General features: G+C 36.1%; 21 protein-coding genes and 1 pseudogene. 14 read left to right on the top strand and 8 right to left on the bottom strand.

The window, feature by feature from the left end; all coding sequences use genetic code 11:
* The first annotated feature begins 32 nt into the window (after positions 1–32).
* The 8 genes from KH400_RS08025 to KH400_RS07990 all read left to right on the top strand — a co-directional run bounded on the left by KH400_RS08025 (position 33) and on the right by KH400_RS07990 (position 8,527).
* Positions 33–1,244, top strand: coding sequence for a polysaccharide pyruvyl transferase family protein (locus KH400_RS08025; RefSeq protein WP_217223786.1), 1,212 nt, complete (start codon positions 33–35; stop codon positions 1,242–1,244).
* A 45-nt stretch (positions 1,245–1,289) separates the two neighbouring features.
* A complete protein-coding gene (locus KH400_RS08020) occupies positions 1,290–2,777 on the top strand; it encodes a lipopolysaccharide biosynthesis protein (protein ID WP_217223784.1) in 1,488 nt (495 codons plus the stop codon).
* A 44-nt stretch (positions 2,778–2,821) separates the two neighbouring features.
* The gene (locus KH400_RS08015; protein WP_217223782.1) at positions 2,822–3,892 is read left to right on the top strand and encodes a nitroreductase family protein; all 1,071 of its coding nucleotides are present in this window, start codon (positions 2,822–2,824) and stop codon (positions 3,890–3,892) included.
* 103 nt (positions 3,893–3,995) lie between these two features.
* Positions 3,996–5,162, top strand: coding sequence for a nucleotide sugar dehydrogenase (locus KH400_RS08010; protein WP_217223780.1), 1,167 nt, complete (start codon positions 3,996–3,998; stop codon positions 5,160–5,162).
* Positions 5,163–5,470: 308 nt separating this feature from the next.
* On the top strand, positions 5,471–6,583 hold the full coding sequence (locus KH400_RS08005) for an IS3 family transposase (protein ID WP_217223778.1): 1,113 nt from the start codon (positions 5,471–5,473) through the stop codon (positions 6,581–6,583).
* Entirely contained in the window at positions 6,580–7,296 is a 717-nt protein-coding gene (locus KH400_RS08000; protein ID WP_217223776.1) for an IS1096 element passenger TnpR family protein, read from the top strand. Before KH400_RS08005 ends, KH400_RS08000 begins: the two co-directional genes overlap by 4 nt.
* A 131-nt stretch (positions 7,297–7,427) precedes the next feature.
* The gene (locus KH400_RS07995) at positions 7,428–8,015 is read left to right on the top strand and encodes a recombinase family protein (RefSeq protein WP_312889100.1); all 588 of its coding nucleotides are present in this window, start codon (positions 7,428–7,430) and stop codon (positions 8,013–8,015) included.
* Entirely contained in the window at positions 8,012–8,527 is a 516-nt protein-coding gene (locus tag KH400_RS07990) for a hypothetical protein (RefSeq protein WP_217223772.1), read from the top strand. Before KH400_RS07995 ends, KH400_RS07990 begins: the two co-directional genes overlap by 4 nt.
* A gap of 61 nt (positions 8,528–8,588) precedes the next feature.
* Here KH400_RS07990 and KH400_RS07985 read toward each other — a convergent pair whose 3' ends face one another.
* The 3 genes from KH400_RS07985 to KH400_RS07975 are packed head-to-tail and all read right to left on the bottom strand — an operon-like array spanning position 8,589 to position 10,510.
* On the bottom strand, positions 8,589–9,296 hold the full coding sequence (locus tag KH400_RS07985) for a hypothetical protein (RefSeq protein WP_217223770.1): 708 nt from the start codon (positions 9,294–9,296) through the stop codon (positions 8,589–8,591).
* Positions 9,286–10,167 (bottom strand): ImmA/IrrE family metallo-endopeptidase, encoded by an 882-nt coding sequence (locus KH400_RS07980; RefSeq protein ID WP_217223768.1) that lies wholly within the window; start codon positions 10,165–10,167, stop codon positions 9,286–9,288. Before KH400_RS07980 ends, KH400_RS07985 begins: the two co-directional genes overlap by 11 nt.
* Positions 10,160–10,510, bottom strand: a complete 351-nt coding sequence (locus KH400_RS07975; protein WP_217223766.1) for a helix-turn-helix transcriptional regulator — start codon at positions 10,508–10,510, stop codon at positions 10,160–10,162. Before KH400_RS07975 ends, KH400_RS07980 begins: the two co-directional genes overlap by 8 nt.
* Positions 10,511–11,212: 702 nt before the next feature.
* Here KH400_RS07975 and KH400_RS24050 point away from each other — a divergent pair.
* The 3 genes and pseudogenes from KH400_RS24050 (at position 11,213) to KH400_RS07965 (ending at position 12,956) form a co-directional block, all read left to right on the top strand.
* On the top strand, positions 11,213–11,314 hold the full coding sequence (locus tag KH400_RS24050) for a putative holin-like toxin (protein ID WP_246589457.1): 102 nt from the start codon (positions 11,213–11,215) through the stop codon (positions 11,312–11,314).
* 472 nt (positions 11,315–11,786) lie between these two features.
* Positions 11,787–11,946, top strand: a pseudogene (locus KH400_RS07970) (ATP-binding protein); the annotation flags it as partial.
* 47 nt (positions 11,947–11,993) lie between these two features.
* Positions 11,994–12,956 (top strand): hypothetical protein, encoded by a 963-nt coding sequence (locus KH400_RS07965; protein ID WP_217223765.1) that lies wholly within the window; start codon positions 11,994–11,996, stop codon positions 12,954–12,956.
* Positions 12,957–13,527: 571 nt separating this feature from the next.
* On the opposite strand, the gene KH400_RS07960 is transcribed toward KH400_RS07965, so the two are convergent.
* The 5 genes from KH400_RS07960 to KH400_RS07940 all read right to left on the bottom strand — a co-directional run bounded on the left by KH400_RS07960 (position 13,528) and on the right by KH400_RS07940 (position 17,662).
* Positions 13,528–14,361, bottom strand: coding sequence for a hypothetical protein (locus KH400_RS07960; protein ID WP_217223762.1), 834 nt, complete (start codon positions 14,359–14,361; stop codon positions 13,528–13,530).
* 44 nt (positions 14,362–14,405) lie between these two features.
* Positions 14,406–14,921, bottom strand: coding sequence for a competence protein ComK (locus KH400_RS07955; RefSeq protein WP_217223758.1), 516 nt, complete (start codon positions 14,919–14,921; stop codon positions 14,406–14,408).
* A gap of 125 nt (positions 14,922–15,046) precedes the next feature.
* Positions 15,047–15,337: a helix-turn-helix domain-containing protein gene (locus KH400_RS07950; RefSeq protein ID WP_217223755.1), complete on the bottom strand. Its 291-nt coding sequence runs from the start codon at positions 15,335–15,337 to the stop codon at positions 15,047–15,049.
* A gap of 441 nt (positions 15,338–15,778) precedes the next feature.
* Positions 15,779–16,753 (bottom strand): Abi family protein, encoded by a 975-nt coding sequence (locus KH400_RS07945; protein ID WP_217223752.1) that lies wholly within the window; start codon positions 16,751–16,753, stop codon positions 15,779–15,781.
* A 75-nt stretch (positions 16,754–16,828) separates the two neighbouring features.
* Complete coding sequence (locus KH400_RS07940; RefSeq protein ID WP_217223749.1) at positions 16,829–17,662, bottom strand: nuclease-related domain-containing protein; 834 nt, start codon at positions 17,660–17,662, stop codon at positions 16,829–16,831.
* Between KH400_RS07940 and KH400_RS07935 the strand changes: the two genes are divergently transcribed.
* The 3 genes from KH400_RS07935 (at position 17,661) to KH400_RS07925 (ending at position 20,912) form a co-directional block, all read left to right on the top strand.
* Entirely contained in the window at positions 17,661–18,050 is a 390-nt protein-coding gene (locus KH400_RS07935) for a nuclease-related domain-containing protein (protein WP_217223746.1), read from the top strand. The genes KH400_RS07940 and KH400_RS07935 overlap by 2 nt on opposite strands.
* 91 nt (positions 18,051–18,141) lie before the next feature.
* Positions 18,142–18,669 carry a hypothetical protein gene (locus KH400_RS07930; RefSeq protein WP_217223743.1) on the top strand — a complete coding sequence of 176 codons (528 nt, stop codon included), beginning with the start codon at positions 18,142–18,144 and terminating at the stop codon, positions 18,667–18,669.
* A 224-nt stretch (positions 18,670–18,893) separates the two neighbouring features.
* A complete protein-coding gene (locus KH400_RS07925; protein WP_281418662.1) occupies positions 18,894–20,912 on the top strand; it encodes a M14 family zinc carboxypeptidase in 2,019 nt (672 codons plus the stop codon).
* Positions 20,913–21,103: the final 191 nt, after the last annotated feature.

The following is a 21,103-nucleotide window of genomic DNA, read 5'->3' as shown; positions in this document are numbered from 1 at the left end:
TCAATACAATTTATAAGAAAGAAGGAAGAAATATGAAATATGTGATTGTAGTTGGAGGCCAACTTCGGAATAAGGGTGCACAAGCTATGACCTATACAGTAGTAGATGAAATCAAAAAAAAATACCCAGATAAAGAAGTGGTACTCTTTGCTTCTGTATACAGAAGAAGAGATGAGTTAGAAAAAAGAGACTTAAATTTCAGAGTTTTATCCTGGCCTATACGGGCTAAAATGAGGATAATAGGGCCGCCATCTTCATTCAATGTTGGTTTTGTAGAATACAGTAAATACCTAATTAAAGGTACTGGAATTTCAAATAATCAGTTAAAAGAAATCAAAGAAATATTAAACAATGCATTTATGATGATTGATGTTAGTGGTTATGCATTATCATCTCAAAGAGGGTATATGGCCTCAATCAATTATTTGTTTAATATAATGATTGCTAAAAAGTATCAAATACCAATGATATTATTTCCTCAATCTTTTGGCCCTTTTAATTATGGTAAAAAAGCTGAAAAACTAATTATGCCTTTAATAAAAAAATATTTAGCATATCCTAAAAAAATTTATGCGAGAGAATATGATGGTTTGGAATATTTAGCCCCCTTTAATTTAAGCACTGTGGAAAAAAGTTTTGATAGTGTACTACAAAGTGATAAAGATTTTACAATAAGTAATATTTACAATTCTAAAAAAAATATAGACTTGAACATTGATATAAAATCGAATTCTGTTGCTATAATCCCAAATGTGAAAATTATGAATCATGGTGATGAATTAGCACAATATAATATTTACAAAACATTAATTCACCGACTTCTAGTACAAAATAAACATGTATACCTTATTCGACACTCCTATGAGGATTTAGAAATATGTAGAAAGATTAAAAATGAATTTCAAAATGATTCGAATGTCATTTTATTAGAAGATGATTTGAATTGTATACAAATAGATCAATTATTGGCTCAGTTTAATTTCTTAATTGCATCCAGATATCATTCAATAATTCACGCCTATAAAAATGGAGTACCAACTTTAGTATTTGGGTGGGCAGTTAAATATCAAGAGCTACTTAACTTCTTTTGTCAGGAAAAATACTTATTTGATGTTAGAGATCAACAAAATGAAGTTGAAGTATTAGAGCGGTTAGATGAAATGTTGAGCAATTATAAAAATGAATCGCAAGTCATAAAAAATAAATTAAAAGAACTTCCCAATAAGGATTTAGTTGAACTGTGATAACTGTTATAGGTACTAATTGTGATATTGGGGGGCAAAATAAATTTGAGTCGATTACAAGCTAAAGCTATTAATAGTATTAAATGGACAACAATTCAAACAATATTTTTAGGAGTAAGTGCTCCACTTTTATTAATGGTTAAAGCCAGATTCTTAACACCTTCTGAATTTGGAGTATTAGCCATCGCAACAATTTTTATAGGTCTATTTCAAACCTTGAATAATTTCGGGATAAGCCAAGCAGTGATTCAAAGGGATAATTTAACTAAACAGGAGTTGTCTTCTTTATTTTTTTTCAACATATTTTTAGCAAGTTTTCTAAGTATATGTTTATTTTCATTTTCAGATTCCATAGGGAATATTTTTTCTTTAAATGAATTGAGTTTTTTATTGAAAATACTAAGCCTAATGTTTGTAATCAGTGGACCCTCTTTATTATTTAGGGCTCTATTAGAAAAGCAACTTTACTTTAAAGAGCTGTCTATCATTCAAATCGTCTCAGAATTAATATTAATCGTTGGTACGATTTTATTTCTTATTAATGGACTAGGACTCTTGGGTGTCATTATAGGACAGGTTGTCTCTACGGCATTTAAGGTACTAATTATCTTCATTGTCAGTAAGAGAAAAGATATTCTCAATATATCACTTTATTTTAGTTTTAATAAATTGAAGCCGTTTATTAAATTTGGTTTATATGTGTCAGGTAAACAAGTTATTAGTTTCCTTACATTCCGTGTAGATCAACTGTTGATAGGCTATTTTTTAGCACCGGAGATTCTAGGGATTTATTACTTTGCCAAAAATATGCTAGAAAGACTAAGAAGTTTAATAACGTCATCCTTTGCTAAAGTACTGTTTCCGTTGTTATCTAAATTAAAAAATAACAAAGAAAAGTTAACTGTGGCATATCAAAAGATTTCACGTTACGTTGCACTATTCTCTTTCCCTGTGTTTATTGGTATTGCTTTAACTGCACACCTTTTTGTACCAGTATTGTTTGGAGAGGAATGGGTAGAAAGTGTGTTCTTCTTTCAAGTTTTCTCTATAGCGTTGATACCGTTAGTATTAACAGCTAATCTATCAACTTCTCTTCTATATTCTGTTGGGAAGCCAAATGAGGTCTTTTATATAGATCTTATTATTAATGTTATATATATACTCTGTCTAAGTGTTTTTACTCATTTAGGGATTTATGTAGTACTATCACTATATTGTGGATACGTTTTAGTGAAAACGACGGTTTTACAATATCAAACAAGTAAATATCTATTAAATACCTTTATAGAGTATTTGAGTTCATTTAAAACTATATTATTTATTTCTTTTTTACTTGTTTTATCAGTTTTAATAATTCAATCACTCCTACCTGAAGGATTAGAATATATAATCCAATTTATTATTACAGTATTTTTTGGAATTAGTACTTATATCTTAGCTACATTTTTATTTGAGAAGGGTACATTATTGGAATTGAAGTCAGCTTTTGTTCATAAAAATATTTCTATAGTTTATAAAACTAATAGGGAATAAATATTTTTGTTTGGTAGAAGCGTATTAGGGAGGATGCACCAACCATGAGGAAAATAAGGAAAAGGTTATACTACTTTAAAAAGAAAATCAAATCACAAATAATGACATTTTGTAGTAAGTCTATGTTAGCTACAAAGATTTATTATTTATTCTCAAAAGAGTTTAATAATGAAATGTACTCTGTGATGGTAGGGAAAAATAAGCACATTAAAGATATTTCAAGTAATAATAATTCCTACTTTTTAAGAAGAAGTATTCACAGAATCGAAAAAGGCTTAATTATGAAAAATAGAAAAGAAGTTTTTGGTTTAGACTATATTTATGATACTGTTCAAAATTACAGCGCATTATTATCGAAAAATCAACTTTCAGAAGTAGAACACCAATGGTGTTATGATGTGTTAAATAATTATTTTAAAACTTCAGGGCAAAACAGGGTAGTAGAAGAATCTCTTAAAGTATTTAAGGAAGCGAATCAATCTTATACTAAATTTAATTCAAGAAATAATTCATCAGTACCTTACATTCGTATTAAAATGGAAGAAAAGAATATAGGGACAATTGATGAATTATTAAATTTGTCTTATTATCGCAGATCAGTAAGGTGGTATCAGCAGCGACCGGTTGAAAAAAATAAAATAGAAAATGCAATTAAAGTAGCAGCTCAGTCTCCTAGTGCATGTAACAGGCAACCCTTTCATTACAAAATCTTCTTGAATAACCCAATGAGAAATAAAATTCTAAACTGTGCAATGGGAACGAAAGGATATGCTGATAATGTTCCTGGTGTAGCTGTAGTTGTAGGAGAGTTAGAAGCTTACTTTGATGAAAGGGATAGACATCTAATATATATTGACTCTTCGTTGGCAACAATGAGTTTGGTTTATGGACTTGAAGTCCAAGGGGTAAGTTCATGTATCATTAATTGGCCAGATATCCCAGAAAGAGAAAGAAAACTTAAATCGCTATTGAATTTGCCAGATAATCAAAGGGTAATTATGTTAGTAGCTTTTGGTTATGCTGATGAAAATGAAAAAGTAGCATATTCTGCAAAGAAAACTACAAAAGAATTAGCGATTTTTGATGATCATAATTTTGAGACGTCAATTCAATAGAAAAATGATTATGGTAGGGAAATGAATTTAGTAAACATATATTTTTTTATTTTTGATAATGGCTACATTCTCCCAAACAGTTAACAAGGATGTGCATGTATAAATGAAAATAACAATTGCTGGTACAGGATATGTTGGTCTTTCCAATGCTGTATTATTAGCTCAGCATAATGAAGTAATAGCTTTAGATATTATTCAAGAGAAAGTAGATATGATTAACAATAAAACATCACCTATTGTTGATAATGAAATTGAAGAATTTTTAGCAACAAAAGAATTGAATTTAACTGCTACAACTGACAATTATAAAGCATTTAAAAATGCGGAGTATGTAATTATTTCTACACCCACAAACTATGATCCAGACAAGAATTACTTTAATACTAGAACAGTGGAAGCAGTTATTGCCAGTGTACTATCTATTAATCCTGATGCAGTAATGGTTATTAAATCTACTGTCCCAGTAGGTTATACAGAAAAAGTCCGTGAAAAATTTGAAACTGATAATATTATTTTCTCTCCGGAGTTTTTAAGAGAAGGTAAGGCATTATATGATAACTTATATCCTTCTCGAATAATTGTAGGAGAGCAGTCCGAAAGAGCAAAGGTATTTGCTGATTTACTAGTGGAAGGTGCACTAAAAGAAAATATTGATGTTTTGTTTACAAATTCTACGGAAGCTGAAGCTATTAAATTATTTGCCAACACATACTTGGCAATGAGAGTAGCTTTCTTTAACGAACTTGATTCATATGCAGAGGTAAGAGGGTTAAATGCTCAGCAGATTATTGAAGGTGTAGGACTTGATCCTCGAATTGGGAATCACTATAATAATCCATCGTTTGGATATGGAGGTTACTGTCTACCAAAGGACACAAAGCAATTACTTGCTAACTATGCGGACGTTCCAAACAATATTATGGCGGCAATTGTCGATGCCAATAGAACAAGAAAAGACCATGTTGCGGATATGATCATTAAACGAAACCCTAAAATTGTAGGAATTTATCGCCTTACAATGAAAATGGATTCGGACAACTTTAGGCAATCTGCTATTCAAGGGGTTATGAAACGTATTAAAGCAAAGGGTATTGAAGTCGTAGTTTATGAGCCAGCTTTAAGCGAGGATCAGTTTTATAATTCAAGAGTAGTAAATGATTTTGAAGAATTTAAGAAGATTAGTGATGTTATTGTGGCTAATCGCTTATCAGACGACTTACGTGAAGTACAGGATAAAGTATACACAAGAGATTTATTTAGTAGAGATTAATTAAAGTCAGTGTTCAGGTAGCTTATAAATTCCATGAAATACAGATTCCCGTTAAGTTATGAATTGATGACTTGGCGGGGGTATTTTTTATACCAATGAAACGAACGTATGTTCTTGGATGTCGAGATGTGCAGAAAATTGGAAAACTTTTATCCAAATAATGGACATGGATATTTGTTGGATGTATAATAAATGTATGGTTCGGAATATCGAAACATAAACTGTGGTGTATTTCTATTTACGTAAAGGGGGCGTACTGTACCCAAATACATGGACAAAAAATGACAGATTATGCTATAGTTTGAGCCATGAAAAATCACAAAAAATATACTCCTGAATTTAAAGAAATGGTCGTTTTAGACCTTTTTTGTAATAATAAAACGATGAAAAACATTTGTGTACAGTACGGGATCACTTATCCAACGTTGCGGAAATGGAAAGAGGAAGCTTTGGATAGGTTGCCGCTAGTTTTATATAAAGAAACGGCAGGAGATCGTAGGGTTCGTGAGTTACAGAAGGAAAATAGTCGATTACTAGATCAGTTGAATAAGAAGGAAGTTGAGCTAGGTTATTTACAGAGTACGGTTGTAAGAGGGATGCGGGTTAAAGATCGCAAATGTTTAATAGAGCCGAAATATCCGATGCTTTCAATCAGCCGGCAATGCGACCTTCTTAAAATTTCACAGTCTACTTATTACACATCATCCAAGGAGCCTTCTTTGGATGATGTTTTGATTATGAATAAGATTGATGAAATACATACTAACTTTCCGGGGTTTGGGGTGCGGTTAATCAATGATCGTCTTCGTAAACGATACCAGATTAAGATTGGTTTAAAGCGAACAAGTAGTTTGATGGAGAAGATGAAGATCAAAATCCCAGCAAAGCAAAATGTAGAGATGGCGGACGGTTATCTTTTACAGGATCTAACGATTGATCATCCGAATCATGTGTGGAGCATTGATATCTCCTATATTGGGATGATTGATCGTTTCTGTTATTTAGTTGCGATCATAGATTGGCATAGTCGTTATGTTGTCGGTTGGCAATTAGCCCCTACGATGCATTTACATAATGTTATTGAAACGATGGAGGAAGCGTTAGGGGAATACGGAGTTCCTGAGTTCATGAATAGTGATAACGGACATCAATTTACGTCAAATGCTTATCAAAGCTTGTTGATAGAAAACGAGATTACGATTAGCTATAACCGTAAAGGTAAGCCGAATGATAATCGAGCGATTGAACGTTTATTTCGCAGCTTGAAGCAAGAGAAGTTATATCATGAAGAAATAGGATTGATTGATCATGCGAATCAATTAATCAATGAATATATTTATGAGTACAATTATTACCGAGGACACACTGGCTTGAACGGGTTGACGCCAAGCGATGTCTATTTGAAGGGAGCTAGCTTATGATTCATTATACCGATTCAAGCGGGGTTTTTACATATAGAGGAACAGAGTTCATCACGTTAAACATTTCTCTTGAGGGGCTTTCGCCAAAAGTTTATAGAGTTCTAACGATTAGTGCAAATCATACCTTAGATGATTTGCACTTTTTTATTCAGGGGGCATTTGAGTGGCTTGCGAGTGGACCGTCTCATTTTGATGTAGATTCGAATTTAATGGATAAATCATTAAAAGATATTTTTGCTGAAAAGGAACGAATTGATTATACCTACTTAGGCTGGAAGCATGGGGTTGAAGTTGTAGCCAATCAAGAGGTTGGGTGTCATGTCTCGGTTATGTCTCCTTGTATCGATGGAAAGCGTTCTCGACCGCCAGAGTTTATTCGTTCGGTTGAGAGTTACCAAGCTTTTTTAGATGTAGTCAATAATCCTGAACATCCACAGCATGAAGAAATGCTCGTAGCTGCAGAGAGGGATACTCATGGCAGAAAGTTTGATCCGGAGTATTTTTACAAGCGAGCAGCGAACCGGAAAATTGATTATTATTTTAGTTTAAGTGAATTACGTTTAGAAGATGGGATCGAGGGTGCGATAGAGTCAATTGATGAAGGGCGAATGTACATTCGTACAGATCATGGCCCTATTAGTGTATCTGACCTGGAGGATTTATTAGGGAAATATGCAAATCAAGCTTCGATTGAGATTAGGGTAAGGAAGTAGGAATGGTTTATTGCGTATCTGCTTAGTTACGGTCACTACCCGAATGTTTGTTGAAGAGGATTTGGTAAGGCTCTTTTTTAATAGGATCCTGCTAGAATGGATATACTGCTGATGAACATAAAAATTGGTGTATTGAGCCAAAACAAGCGTCTGTGGTGAAACGAATGTATGATTCCTATGCAGCAGGGAAAAGTATCGTACAGATTGCACGCGAGTTAAGTGAGGATAATATTGAAACTGCCAATGGAAATAAATATTGTCACCCAAACACGGTAGGGAAAATGTTAGCATCACCCGTTTACAAAGGCTGCGTACTGTATCAGCAAACGTATGTGAAGGATCCATTTACGAGAAAACAAGTGGTTAACAAAGGGGAACTGCCCCAATATTATATTGAGGATCACCATCCAGCGATTATTACACCGGAAGATTGGGATAAGGTCCAAACCATCCGAAAGTTGAACCAACCTAAAACAACTCGTCCCTCAGTCAATGCTCCACAGCCATTTCGCCAGACTTTTCGGTGCGGTGAGTGTGGAGGGATTATCAGTCAGTACGAAAATTACGATAGACAAAAGGATGCAAACAAGAACAAAAGGATGCAAACAAGAAAAAAGCTCGCCGTTATTGGAGATGTAGGGTCGCCAATGGTAAAAACTTTTCCGGTACATGCACCTCCCAAAGTTTTCGTGAGGAGTATGTGGAGCATAACTTTATGAGTGCTTTGCTAGAAATGAAATCAAATGATCTCCCTCAACTTGAAGCGGAAGCTGTAGCGGAAAGAACAGACCTAACTAATAAAGAACACGAGGTCGAAGAAATAGAGATAATGATGGAGCAACTCAACCAAGAATTATACGAAGCGGTAGATGAAGAGCTGAATCAAGCTGGACAAGATACAAAGCAGGTTGAAACCTTAACGAATGAAATCGTGAAGTTGAAACATCAACTTGATGCGTTTGAGGAACGACAAGAACAAGCGGCAAAGTACCGAACTGAATTAGAGTGGCTTATGAATGAGCTAGAGGACATACCAGAGTTTGATCCACTGAAGCACCGCATTGCTTTCAGAGCGGATATCTTTGAACGGCTTGTAGAAAGTGGGACCATTCATCCCGATGGTCGTATTGTCTATAAACTCTCCACAGGAATTGAGTGGGAGTGTTATCTTGAAGACAAACTAGCTTATAAATTGAAGGTGAAACGACCGAGAAGGAAGAAAAGAAAATAGCGAACAACAAACAACCCACCGAGTTAGCGTCTAGGTTTAAGATGGCTACTTGGTGGGTTGGTTAATTCTCATCCAAAACAGTGGAATAGAGGGAGTCCATTCCTGAGATAAATTGTCCCCATTCTGGATTGTACTGTTTCTCTTTAGGTGTTAAATGATATTGATACTTGTACAGTATTCTTAAGGCTTTTTTATCACCAATATCTAACTTGTATAAATAATAAATAAGCTCATACATTTTGATGGCTTGAACATTATCAAGACCAGTCGTCCATTCTTCTGCCTTTTCAACCAATTGAATCGCATTTGAATCATGGGCAGCAAAGTACAGTAATTCCTTAACAGCAATATAAGCCAATGATTTAACCTCACCACGATCTTCTTTATTATCCAGTAGCGGTTCGTACTTGGTTAAAGGATAAATTCTTTCTTCGATTGAATCTCTTAATACTTTCTCTTCTTCGGATAGAGCTTCGTCTTGGTGCACGATAACACGCGGTGGTGTTCCATTAAACATCTCATCAATGTAAAATTGCACAGAGGGTAGAACTAACTCGTCATAAACGGCTTCGTGTATGGCTAAGTTAGGGAATGCTTTAAAGATAGGATCTAGCCAGACGTCTTTAAACTTAGGGAAGTTAAAGCTATACTTAGCATGCTTGCTTCTATCTGGAGGAATAAGAAAATTAGCATCCAGTGTAATAATTTGATCAGGATGCTTAAAAATACTTTCTAAGCCTGGGTTAGAGGAAGTTAAGTCAACTTTCATTGTCACTCTCCTCTTTAAAGAAGTCATCAAATTCATCCATATCTTCATCAGTAATTGTAAACTCGTATCCGAATTCATCAGGTGTTTTATGAAATAAATGTAAAGTGTCGGAGAACTTATCCTCATCAATGATGTTATCTTCAAAGTTACGAATAATTACTTCAATATCTTTAGGTGATAAACCAATATTAGAAGTTATTGCATTAAGTTTGAGAAATATTTCTCTGTTAATGGCTTGTCCTAAACGACCATACTCACCTTCAAGATTGCGTTCATTAACAGCGTATAGTTGGGTATATTGACTATCTGAAATCGCTTCGATTTCTTTTAGTCTTTTAACTAATGAACGGTAAGGTAGCCACCATGTACATTGGAGTCTAGCGATAAAACGTAATAAGGTTTTAGTTTGTACTTCTTGAAGGGATGATTTCTTAAATTCTGTAAGTACGATACTTTCTAACACACTTTCAGGTAATAAGAATTCCGCAGCAAATCGATTCGCTTTGGCTTCAACTAGATTATTCTCTTCATCTTCTAAGCGGCTTAAATGTGAGCCTGTTTTTGTGTAAAAGTGATACAGTTCATGTGCTAAAGCAAAAACTTGCTTATCAAAATGATCCGCTGTATTTAGTCCAATAAAAACAAGCTCTTCTCCGCCTTCTTCTGAGTACATAAGAGCAGCAGAAAAAGCCGGTTTCTCCCCTTCTGATTCGATTGGATACTCCAGCAATTTGATGTTCAAGTTTTCAATAATCGTAAATATATCGTTGGCAATTGGTGTTTCTCCAACGAATCCTAATGCTTGTCGCTCATCCCTAGCTAGTTTACGGATCTCTTCAAGCTCGAACTCATCCAGTGTTATCTTACTCATTTTCAAATTTTCTCCTTAACAGAATTTGTTGTCTGAGAGTAAGCATCATTTCAAATAATCGGTCCACACCCTCTTTTTCACCTTCACTTAGTGCTTCGCTACGTAATGCAATAAACGAATTTGTTTCCTTTTTTTCGATGAACATGTCCGTTATTTCAAAGTCTAGAACATTGGTTAGTGCTTCAAGTTGAGTGATGGATGGGATGAAATTTTCCCGTTCTATGCGGCCAATCATGATCCGGTTAATGCCGGTAAGGTTACTGAGTTCTTCTTGTGTTAAGCCTTTTTCCTCACGTGTTTCCTTAACGGTTTCAGCCAGTTTTGCAGTTGATAATCTTTTCATGTATATGGCCTCCTTTCAGTACATAGTATGACCTTTCTTAATTATATGATACTAAAAATAACAACATTACACAATTGAAGGATGAAAATATTAAAATAAATTTAAAAATGTAATTTAAAATAACATATTGTTGAAATGAATTATTGTTTCTCGTGCCTGTCACCACCCGAAACCGCCCGAATTTTGTCGAATGACTCACACTGTACGATGTATGGTGTGGGTTGTTTTATTTAAGAAATATTGTGAAATGATGAGCAAGTACCGGCTATTGTAACCTGAAGAAAGTAATCTACAGCATTTATAGAAATATGAGAACAGGCGTGCTAGAATCGAAGGAGCAACTATATATTGCAAGGTGGCGGCTGAACTCCCTGAACGAAAGGGGGTGAGGCAGATGACGACATATCAAGCACTTAGTCTAGTAGCACAATTCAGTCTAGTACTGATGGGATGCGTGGGATGCGTGACTGTCACCACCCGAATATTGTCGAATAGCTCACACTGTACGATGTATGGTGTGATTTGTTTTATTTTAGGGGTATTGTGAAGTGGTGAGCAAAGGTTGGCTATTGTAAACTGAAATAGCGGTAATTCATCTATAGCATTTATAGTAATATGAGAACAGGTGTGCTAGAATGAAAGTGCAACTATATGAAGCGGATGGGCGGTTGACCATCTCCCAAGAGAAGGGAGGTGGTAAAGATGACGACATACGAAGCAATAACTGTTGCACTACAATCAAACTTAGTTTTGATAAGTGTAATTACATTGATTCTTATTTTCGTCAAAGAAAGAAAAAAGTAACCGTCCCCGCCACGACCAATGGATAATGGGTGGTTACTTTTTTTAAGTGAAGTACTTAATATCTCAGGTCAGCCGCTCTTCATGCGGCATGTAGTTGCCTTGACCGAGTGTTACCAGCACTCGGTCACTTTTTAATATACGTTGATTATAGTTACATTATACATAAATACCGAGTAGTGGTGCAAGGAGGGCCAGTAAGTTTCGGTGCTGTTACCACCCGAAATTTTTGTAGGCGTTCATTTTCGGGTGTGGTCGTGATAGGATTGAGGTAGCTTTTTCACAGTATTTTCTCCAGATTATCTTTCATTTATCTTCATTTCTTCACTTCTCATATCAGTAATTACAACATCCTATACGAGAGAAAAGGAACTACTATTTAAGGGAGAGATTTTGATTTGTCTGCCAAAGTGAATAATGTTGGTTTAAAAGGGTTAGAAGGGTACCTTGGTCAAGCCGAGGTCCACGTTATTAACGTGATTTTCAAGAAGTAATGGGTCATAAGAATGCGAGCACTTGAAATCGCAGCGGTTGGTAATCATCATGTGATGATGGATGGGCCACCTGGTTGCGGGAAGAGTTTTCTTGCTGAAACGTTTGCTTCAATTTTTCCTCGATTATCAAAAGAGGAACAGAATATAGGTCATAAAAGAATCGAGTAGAAATTAGGGAGAGAAGTACTATGGAGTATGATAATATTTTTCATTATTTTAAGGGAGCATCAACCGAAGACTCTCATAATATACAGATAGAAAATAACGTAACCAAGGCTTTAGTAAATGTCTTGCAGCATAGCCCAAAAGAATTAACCGACGGACTTCTTCGATTAGTAGATGAAACACTTGAAGTTAAGCAAGATAAAAAATATTCATATGTAATTCAAGTAACAGATAAAATGGATGAGGTCGGTTTAAAGGGTTATCTATTAGGGATAGCGGAAGAAACGAGGGAAACATACACAAGTGATTATACGAAAAAGAAGAGCATTCCTGATGCTGCCATTGTGTCAGAAGATGTTGCTGTTTTGATTGAAACGAAAGTTGGCAATAACGTTTTGTTAGATACAGCTCAAATTAAAAAGCATCAAGAAAAGTTTCATGAATCCCAAGTTTATGAAGAGAGAATACAGTTTCTCACATGGAAAAAAATAAGAGAATACTTTAATACGTTTCATTCAAAATATCCCAATCATACTTCTACTGGTTTTCTATTGCGTCAATTTGAGCAATTCTGTGAGATTAATGGAATTGGTGGGAAAACACGCGAACATTATTTTAACTATTTTTCATTAAAGGCTAGAAAGCTAGCAAAAGAATTAGACGAATATTTATGGAATAGTGCTCTAGACATCTTTGAACCTAGCAACACAAAAAGAGGAATCGCTTATAAAAGAAATAATAGGCGTGCGGGTTTCGGTAAACTTTGCACGGACAGACGTTGTTTAATTCTTAGGTTTGGGAGTAAAGGAAGTAAAAAAGGAGAAGAAGTCCAACAAGAAATAGATTGTTTACTTGGGAAGAAATACATAAGAAGTAAAGCTGAGAGTACCAGATACACCCATGAAACATATATAGATCTTCGATGGGTAAAAGACTTGGAACAAATAAAGCCTTTTATTTTAAAATCCTATGAGATGACACCTTAGGTCAAAGGTTTATGAACGGGCATTTAACAAAAAATTTAATGAATCCATACAACAACCATCAACAAAAAAATACCGGAATCTCGCACAGACCGCCCAAGATTTGCCGAATAGTAGTCGTTCAATTATGGGGGATCGCGCGCTACTATAGAGGCAGCTGTTACTTCATTCTTTTCTTCACATCATCCCACATGTACATTTACTCCGAAGCGATTGATGGCACGTCAAAATTTCTGAGGTCAGTTGTTATGTTCATTTTAACTCCATCGAAGTGAAGAAGATCTCCTCCCAGGTCATTACCGTTGGAGCAGATGTCCGTTTTATTTTTTGTCAACGGTCACGACTTCAAATTATCTTGAAACTTACCATGTCTATGTCTTGAACTACTTCCCCGGAACGAACTTAGAAAAAAGAAAGCATTACCGTGATTATATTGGATCGGTGACTAGTCCCACTCGGGATGGAACTCTTTAACATACATTTGGATCTAAATCACCTAGATATGAGAAGGTACTCAGGAAGTGGGTGTAGGGCTAAGCGTCATGAAAAAAGATAATAATTATACGGAATTGATTCACTCCAATAACCATCCACAAAACCCCTCAGTTACCTCTGCCATCTCCCTCCGTTTCTCCACCACAAATACCCCTGCCATTGCCCCGTAAAAATACTGCATAAATGATTTATGGATTTTCCCACTCTTGTACTTAAATACGGTTTCTTTAAAGGCTTTGATGATTTGGACTGTGTGTTCCTGGACTGGTGATGTTAGCTTTGCTGAGCGGTAGGCGATGTTAGCGCGGTCCCAGAGGGCGCAGATTTTTGTTGCTTGGTTGAAGAATGGTTTAACAGCGTTAATGAACGGTGTTGGGATGCTAGAGGGCACGTATGTATGATCAAGCGTGTCTAGGGTAGGTTCGTTATCTAGACGATGGTTTTGATTATTGGTTTGTTGTTTAAAAGATTTAGTTTCAGGGGCAAGTTTTGTCGAATCATCCCCTTTCTGGCTAGTGTTTGGCTTGTTCCCGCGCTCTGTCAATTTTTCGCTCTTCGCTCCGTCAAATGGTTGAAAGACGTAGACGCTATGGGAATAGCCACCTTTGTCTCGGTTGGTGTGATGAATCGTGATGATGCCGAGCGCTTTTGCCTTTCTGAGCATCCGCTCAAATGTCGAGCGTGAGATTTCTTTTACTTCGTCTTCAGATGCAGCAACAAGTTTGGCAATGCGCGCATTGCAGACGCCTAAGATTTTAATGCTAAAGCGGGTGAGTCGCTCGAAGGCAATTTTTTCAGACTTTGTGAACTGATCACCGTGTGCTTTTAGAAATTGGCGGATCGTTTCGTTGAACTCGTCTTTTGATTGGAATTGACTTAAATGAGTGAAGTTGTTGATGTGGCCTGGGCGCATGTGAGGACCTCCTGGGATTTTAGTGGGATGGTTGTGGATCATTTTTATAACTGGGTGAGAGCGTGATTTCTAGCTGTGTAAGCGGGGTGTTGAAACGGTTGGGAGAAGCGGATGATGCAATATGACGTGCGGTGGACCTGTTTTTCTAAGCTCGCGTAGGAAGCATTTAAGGCTAGCGTTCGGTTGTTTTTCAACGTAATGGAAGAATTGTTGATGTTTGTATGGTCTGGCTGAATCGATTTAACGTGTGGGTAGAAGATCCAGATGCAATCGAATTGGCTCGGGGAATTCGTTGGAAAGGCATAGATTTGTTCGATCGGGTCAATCGGGATCGGTACTTTGTTCTGCGCACCAGTGAGATGAGTAACGGCATCGCGCCTGCCATCATAGGTCGAGCCACCTTCAAGGCAGGCGGTTTTAATGAGGCTGAGGGGGGGTTGTTTTATGTATAGCTCTCGATCAAATTCAAGAGCGATCGTGTCATAGTCAGTATGTTTGGCAGGGAGGAGGGCGATCGTGTCGCGGGTGATTTCGTAGGTTTCTAGTATGGCTATTGTCATTGGAATTCACTCCTTGGAGGGGGAATAGGTTAATTACAAATGCAGTAAGGGTATGGAGAAGCTAGCGTAAGAAGTTATACAGATGAGCGATGTGGTTCGGGGAAAGGGGCAGGTAGAGAGTCATACTAGTATTTTTCCTTCCATAGCTCCTCTTTCAGTTCAGTATAAATGACCTTTTCTGCTTCAAAGGTTAGCTCAAGTGGACTAGGTAAATTCAAACCAATACTAATTTTATAAAGGTAAAATAGTGAGATGTTTGCTTCGCCTCTTTCAAGATCACCAATATATGATCTGTTGATTTCAGAATAGTAGGCGAGGTCGTCAACAGACATACCTTTTAACTTTCTTATTCCACGAATGTGCTTTCCTATGTTTTTACGGAGTTGTTCTTCTAAAGTCATTTCTTCATTCGTCAAAACATCTAGCTCCTTTTTAAGACCATTATCTAGTGCTTAAACAGAAAGCTCGACGGACTACAGACCATATTTTTACATAAAATGGTATTTGTAGAAAATAAATTTTTTTGAATGTGATTTAGAGATTAAGAGTTAGTGTAGGAACCGGTTAGATGGGGGCTTATATGCATGTGTATATGATGAGGTTTTAGTTGCGTGTGACTTAACGTTTGGTAGTATTTTTGCTTTTCGCTATAGGGTGTGCTAGCTAGGCACGGGTCAATCACTGCTTTTCAAAGTGATGATTGTGGTGGCATTTTTGTTGTTTAGCTATTTATGTTTTTAGACAAAATTAAAAGAGGACCAGACGCATCCAGTCCCCTTAAGTGTAAGCCGAAGCTATACACCGCTATTAGTTATATATTATGATACTACAGTTTGTCTTATTCGTAAAGTACAAGCCTAAATATAAGTGGTTAAACTGTTTACTTTATTTCTGAAATCGGACCCCATTATAGAGGTGTGAACTGGTACTGGTACTGTACTTCTTAATTTTTCAGATTCAGAATAGAACTTTCGAACAATTTGTTTTAATTCCGTTTTTGTAACACCGAGCTTTTTTAGCAGAAAGATTACAATGATAAAATAGTCAACAATGTTATCAAACATAATATTCTCTATGCCTGTCTCACTTTGAAGATATCCCTTTAATCTGGAAGGAGGATTAGTTTTTTTGAATCTACAGTCAAAGACCACGGAATTATGAGCAACTGCATTACGAAGTTCCTTAATTAGAAAAATGATATCTTCTACGATTCTTCCGTTTTGGTTATGGTTGGTAGTGTGTACATCTAAATCTTTTGCTATAGCTTTTCTTGTTTCCTGATTTAAACATTGTAGAAAAAATCCAAACTCACCTAAATTAATTACCTCGAATATAGCCCAGAGTGGTATAGGCTTATTGTTATGAAAGAAATGTGAAATAACAGCCTTTTTTTCTGAATAATTATAACTGATTTGTTGGTTAATCTTGTTTCTTAAATCAAGTCTTTTCTTCATCTTATCTCTATATTTACTATTACCCGTATTTTCTTGCTTGTAATCATTTAACAAATGCGAAAAAACATAATCAAAATCAACTGGGCCTATACCAATTAAGGTATTTAGAGTATAGTTTTTAATGGCTGTTTCAATAAACATTATTCTTGGATATAGGATAGTTTTTAAATTAGTATCAAATTCATAAACACCAACTACTTCATCGAAACTGGTATATGGAATTTGATTTTGTGAATGACCAATAAAGCGATACCCTTTGTAGCCGTGATAGTATCCTATATTTAATAAATCTTTTTTGTTTTTACTTCCCTGTATAGCAATGCCATGCTTATCTCTAAGGTGGCGCATTAACCCATTTGTAGTTTTACCTCTTACCATCCAATCGCTCCCATATAATAGCTACTATAATTAATTATAAAGGTTTTCGGAAAACTACACTACAAATTTTTTAAGTTATCGAACAGTCTTCTGATGATCAAAGCAGTAGATTTTACCGTTGAATTTCTTATTCGATAGACAATAAGTTTTAACTTTCTCTGAAACAGCCTTATTACAAATGGAACAAGTAGCTTGTGGGCTAGTGATTTTATCAGAAGTGGTTTTTGCTTGTAATGCCTGTTTATGTTCTTCTCTAATCTCAGGGTCGGAAATGTTTGCCTTTGAAAAAGCGTTATAAATGTCTGAGACGTCTTGTTTATTCAGAAGTGGTTTTTTGTATTGTAGTTTCAATACAGAAACTTTCCTATGTATAAAATCCGATAGCTCTATGTCATATACGATTAATTCATTGGAAGCTATTTTACGATAATCTAAGTCTACTTTAAAAGTACAGCGTTTTGTAAAAGAAACCATTGAAATAAATAAATCATGGTACTTTTCATCAATTATAGATGTTAAAGCCTTAATATGCCCGTAGTTTTGTACAAAAGGGTTCATCATTTTAAACTTCCCATTAATCAACCATGTTTTTCGATCTTTCCCACCATAAATGGTGCCTTGGTAGTTCTTGGTTTCAATGGCAAAGATGCCGTATGGAGTTAAAACCACATGGTCAATTTGTGAATATCCTGACTTTGCTTTGGGGTTTTTTACAAGGAGGTCGCTTAAGTAACGACAATCCTTTGGCAGCTGGTCTAGTTGAATGTCAATCTTATATTCTCCTATTTCACCTTTTCTAGTAGCAACCTGTTCACTTGTCTTTTTTGGTTTTGATGAGGTTACATTAGCTTGTTTTGGTTTGGTTTCGTTCTTTTTCTTCTTTTTTAAAAAGTTTAGGAATAATAACATGAGCTTCTCCTTGCTAGTTGGTATTACGATTATTGTAACTTTTGATGGGGATTTTATCCACATCGAGAAGGATGGTTATGGTACCCGATCAATAGTCGGGGAAATGTTCGCAAGAAAACGGTCGTTTAAGAATCCACAACACCAATCCTTTTACCATGCCAAGCATCTAAGAAACTACTTAGTAAGTCAGGGATATCAACAACAAGTTAAACCTGTTGTTATCCTAACGACCCCTTCTGGAAAGTGGATGGGACGACAGGACGACGACTGCCCAATCCTTCGCGTGAATGAGTTTATTAACTATGTGAATAAGCGACCTGCTGTGGATAATTGGGTGCCAGGCACCCTCAGCGGGGTGCCTGGCACCGGATTTCATGCACCTTATTGACCATGGAGAAAGTTATATTATCGTTACAAATTTCGACAATACATGCTACTATAGATATAAAAATTAATCGTAGCATTTATTGGAGGTAAACTTGGAAACAATCATTTTCTATTTCAATCATTTTAACACCCAAGAATTCATAGCCATAATGGCTATAGTTATTGGAATAACCGCACTGACTATCCTTATGCTTGGCTTAAAAAGTAGTAAAATACAAGAAAAAAGAGAACATATATCACAATCTATTAAAAGTTACCGACTTATTGATTCGGTATTGAATTTAGTTGTCGCACATACATATTTTATTTATGAAATAAAAAAGAGTGATGTTTCAGACGAACAAAAAAGTGAACAAATCAACTATCATTTACAATATATTGAGAAGTACATCTCGCTTTTAAAAGAAATAAGTCACTACTCAATAGTAGATGAACATCATGAAACATATGTAAATTTGAAATTAGATCTCTTATATCTACAAGAAAAAACGTATGCTTACGTTCACGAACAGCATGCTGTACAACACGACATACATGAAGGGACTTTTTATAAAGACCAGTATAAAAAAATGAAAAAATATAAAGATCAATTTGAAGAATGGCTCCAACAATTAATGTAGGTGCCAGGCACCACATCAGTGGTGCCTGGCACCTAACTTTTATTTTGCCAATAAATTTCGTCACATTATGACACACGTAGTGGTAAAATAGAAGGAGATATATAACTTGTTAGGGGGAGAATACGATTCGAGTTCTATTAATCTTTTTATTTTTACTACTAGCTTTTAAACCTTTACAAGCAAATGCTGAAATTGCGAATGAAAGAATATACACTTATTCGGTCATGGTAGACGATTTACAAACATTGAAGGAACGTTATCCATCGATCGTTGACTATCATTCACTCGGAAAAACAGATTACGACAGAGATGTATGGGCGGTTAAATTAGGGAATGGAGATCGAACGATTTTCTTAAACGGTTCTCACCATGCGAGAGAGTGGATGACGACTCAAGTCCTTATGAAGATGATTGACACATACGCGAACGCTTATCAAAATGATTCGCTTGTTGGTAAATATAGCGCCTATGATTTATTAAACGAATATACGATATGGTTTATTCCGATGGTTAATCCTGACGGTGTGACTCTTCAACAGCAAGGTCTATCAGCATTCCCAAAAGAAGTGCATCAACAATTAATCAACATGAATGATGGAAGTAGAGACTTTACACGTTGGAAATCGAATGCGAATGGTGTTGATTTAAATAGACAATACCCTGCAAATTGGCATTCTAGAACTGCAGTAAGTAGACCGTATTGGCACGGGTATAAAGGTCAACAGCCATTTCAAGAAAAGGAAACCCAGTACGTAAGGGACTTTACTTATGAAATAAAACCGGACATGGCTTCTTCCTACCATTCTTCTGGAGAAATTATCTTTTGGCATTTTCATAACAAGTACAGATCAAGAGATTATCAACTAGTACGGGAACTTGGTGCTATTACAGGGTATTCTCCGGTTCCACCAGTCTCGAATCCTAGTGGAAAAGGCTATACAGATTGGTTTATTCAAGAGTTTAATAAACCTGCATTTACGCCAGAGATCAGTCCTTATGTTGGAAATCGTCATGTGCCGCCTGAATACTTTTCGAGGATTTGGGACGAAAATAGGACAGTAGGACTGTGGATGGCTTCTAAATCTGAAAATCTTCACAGTGACAGCACGATACCGATTCAAGCGAACATTCAATTAGACAAGGATTACTACCTTTATAAATCACCTTCTTTTGAGTCAAGAACTGCTAGTAAACTATCGGCGCAAGTTGTAAGTGCTCATAAGAAACAAGGGAATTGGTATTTAGTATCCACATCCATGGGGGATCGCTGGGTGTCTATTTCAGATATTGAAGAAAAGTTGCATGAACAAAACTTTATCGATGTCTCCAATACACATTGGGCAAGAAGTGTCATTGATTTTGCGTTTGAAAACAAAATTATGGTTGGTACAGATGATTTGTATTTCTCACCAAGTGCACCGATCACAAGAGCTCAGGCAGCCGTTGTGATCTCAAGGCTTTTCTCTTATTCAACAAACGCGCCTGCAAACTCAAGTTTCTCTGATGTTTCTGAAAGTCATTGGGCATATGGATCAATCGAAGCGATGAAGCATCACAGCATTATGAAAGGGACGCATGCCAATCGTTTTAACCCGAATACCCCAGTGACGAGAGAGGAAATAGCAGTGATTTTAACGCGAATTTTCAATGGACAGGCATCAATGACAGAAGAAAAACCTTTCCCTGATGTTGACCCATCGCGTTGGTCAGCAAATGCGATTTCATATACAAACGAAAAAGGTATTTTCAGAGGAGGTCCAAATGGCTTTTTCAACCCAAAGGACCCTCTAACAAGGGCTGAGTTTGCCGCATTAATTCAACGCATACAATCTATTGATTTTGAAGAAGCAACAGAAGAACAAGGTGAGGATACGAACGGTCAAGAGCTAAATGAAGACCAAGACGGGCAGACAACTGAGGAGTCGCCTGATGGCCAAGAAGAGGCAAATGAAGTAGAAGGCGATCAGTCGAATGAGGAGTCGCCGGATGGTCAAGAAAAAGGAAATGAAGTAGAAGATGAGCAGACGGATGAGGAGTCGCCGGATGGTCAAGAAAAAGGAAATGAAGTAGAAGACGATCAGTCGAATGAGGAGTCGTCGTATGGCCAAGAAGAGATAAGAGAAGAAGAAGGCGATCAGTCGAATGAAGAGTCGTCGGATGGTCAAGAAGAGATAAGTGAAGAAGACGATCAGACAGCTGAGGAGCAGCAAGTTGATCAAGAAAAGGTGAAGGAAGAAATTTAATCAGAACATTAAATTGAATCAAATAGAGAGTAAAAGTGAGTGGTTTTTATGCCACTCATTTTTTAATGTTCACGTCTAGGGGGAGGCAATACAATAAGGGAAATTAGAACATGGATTAGCCTATAATCGCCTTTTTTTGTGTGGTTAACTAGTAAATTATGGTACGATAAATAGTACTATTACATTGTAAT

This window comes from Desertibacillus haloalkaliphilus (assembly GCF_019039105.1).
In the GTDB taxonomy this organism is placed as follows: domain Bacteria; phylum Bacillota; class Bacilli; order Bacillales; family KJ1-10-99; genus Desertibacillus; species Desertibacillus haloalkaliphilus.
The sequence above is the reverse complement of the archived record's forward strand: the minus strand, read 5'-3'. Positions and strand labels throughout refer to the sequence as shown.

What these genes read in the sequence shown, in the direction of transcription:
- KH400_RS08025 (WP_217223786.1), top strand. Translation starts at nt 33, where the DNA reads ATGAAATATGTGATTGTAGTTGGAGGCCAACTTCGGAATAAGGGTGCA.
- KH400_RS08015 (WP_217223782.1), top strand. Translation starts at nt 2,822, where the DNA reads ATGAGGAAAATAAGGAAAAGGTTATACTACTTTAAAAAGAAAATCAAA.
- KH400_RS07940 (WP_217223749.1), bottom strand. Translation starts at nt 17,662, where the DNA reads ATGTTATTATTCCTAAACTTTTTAAAAAAGAAGAAAAAGAACGAAACC.
- KH400_RS07945 (WP_217223752.1), bottom strand. Translation starts at nt 16,753, where the DNA reads ATGGTAAGAGGTAAAACTACAAATGGGTTAATGCGCCACCTTAGAGAT.
- KH400_RS07925 (WP_281418662.1), top strand. Translation starts at nt 18,894, where the DNA reads ATGGTAGACGATTTACAAACATTGAAGGAACGTTATCCATCGATCGTT.
- KH400_RS08010 (WP_217223780.1), top strand. Translation starts at nt 3,996, where the DNA reads ATGAAAATAACAATTGCTGGTACAGGATATGTTGGTCTTTCCAATGCT.
- KH400_RS08000 (WP_217223776.1), top strand. Translation starts at nt 6,580, where the DNA reads ATGATTCATTATACCGATTCAAGCGGGGTTTTTACATATAGAGGAACA.
- KH400_RS07960 (WP_217223762.1), bottom strand. Translation starts at nt 14,361, where the DNA reads ATGCGCCCAGGCCACATCAACAACTTCACTCATTTAAGTCAATTCCAA.
- KH400_RS07965 (WP_217223765.1), top strand. Translation starts at nt 11,994, where the DNA reads ATGGAGTATGATAATATTTTTCATTATTTTAAGGGAGCATCAACCGAA.
- KH400_RS07975 (WP_217223766.1), bottom strand. Translation starts at nt 10,510, where the DNA reads ATGAAAAGATTATCAACTGCAAAACTGGCTGAAACCGTTAAGGAAACA.
- KH400_RS24050 (WP_246589457.1), top strand. Translation starts at nt 11,213, where the DNA reads ATGACGACATACGAAGCAATAACTGTTGCACTACAATCAAACTTAGTT.
- KH400_RS07935 (WP_217223746.1), top strand. Translation starts at nt 17,661, where the DNA reads ATGAGCTTCTCCTTGCTAGTTGGTATTACGATTATTGTAACTTTTGAT.
- KH400_RS07955 (WP_217223758.1), bottom strand. Translation starts at nt 14,921, where the DNA reads ATGACAATAGCCATACTAGAAACCTACGAAATCACCCGCGACACGATC.
- KH400_RS07980 (WP_217223768.1), bottom strand. Translation starts at nt 10,167, where the DNA reads ATGAGTAAGATAACACTGGATGAGTTCGAGCTTGAAGAGATCCGTAAA.
- KH400_RS07990 (WP_217223772.1), top strand. Translation starts at nt 8,012, where the DNA reads ATGAGTGCTTTGCTAGAAATGAAATCAAATGATCTCCCTCAACTTGAA.
- KH400_RS07985 (WP_217223770.1), bottom strand. Translation starts at nt 9,296, where the DNA reads ATGAAAGTTGACTTAACTTCCTCTAACCCAGGCTTAGAAAGTATTTTT.
- KH400_RS08005 (WP_217223778.1), top strand. Translation starts at nt 5,471, where the DNA reads ATGAAAAATCACAAAAAATATACTCCTGAATTTAAAGAAATGGTCGTT.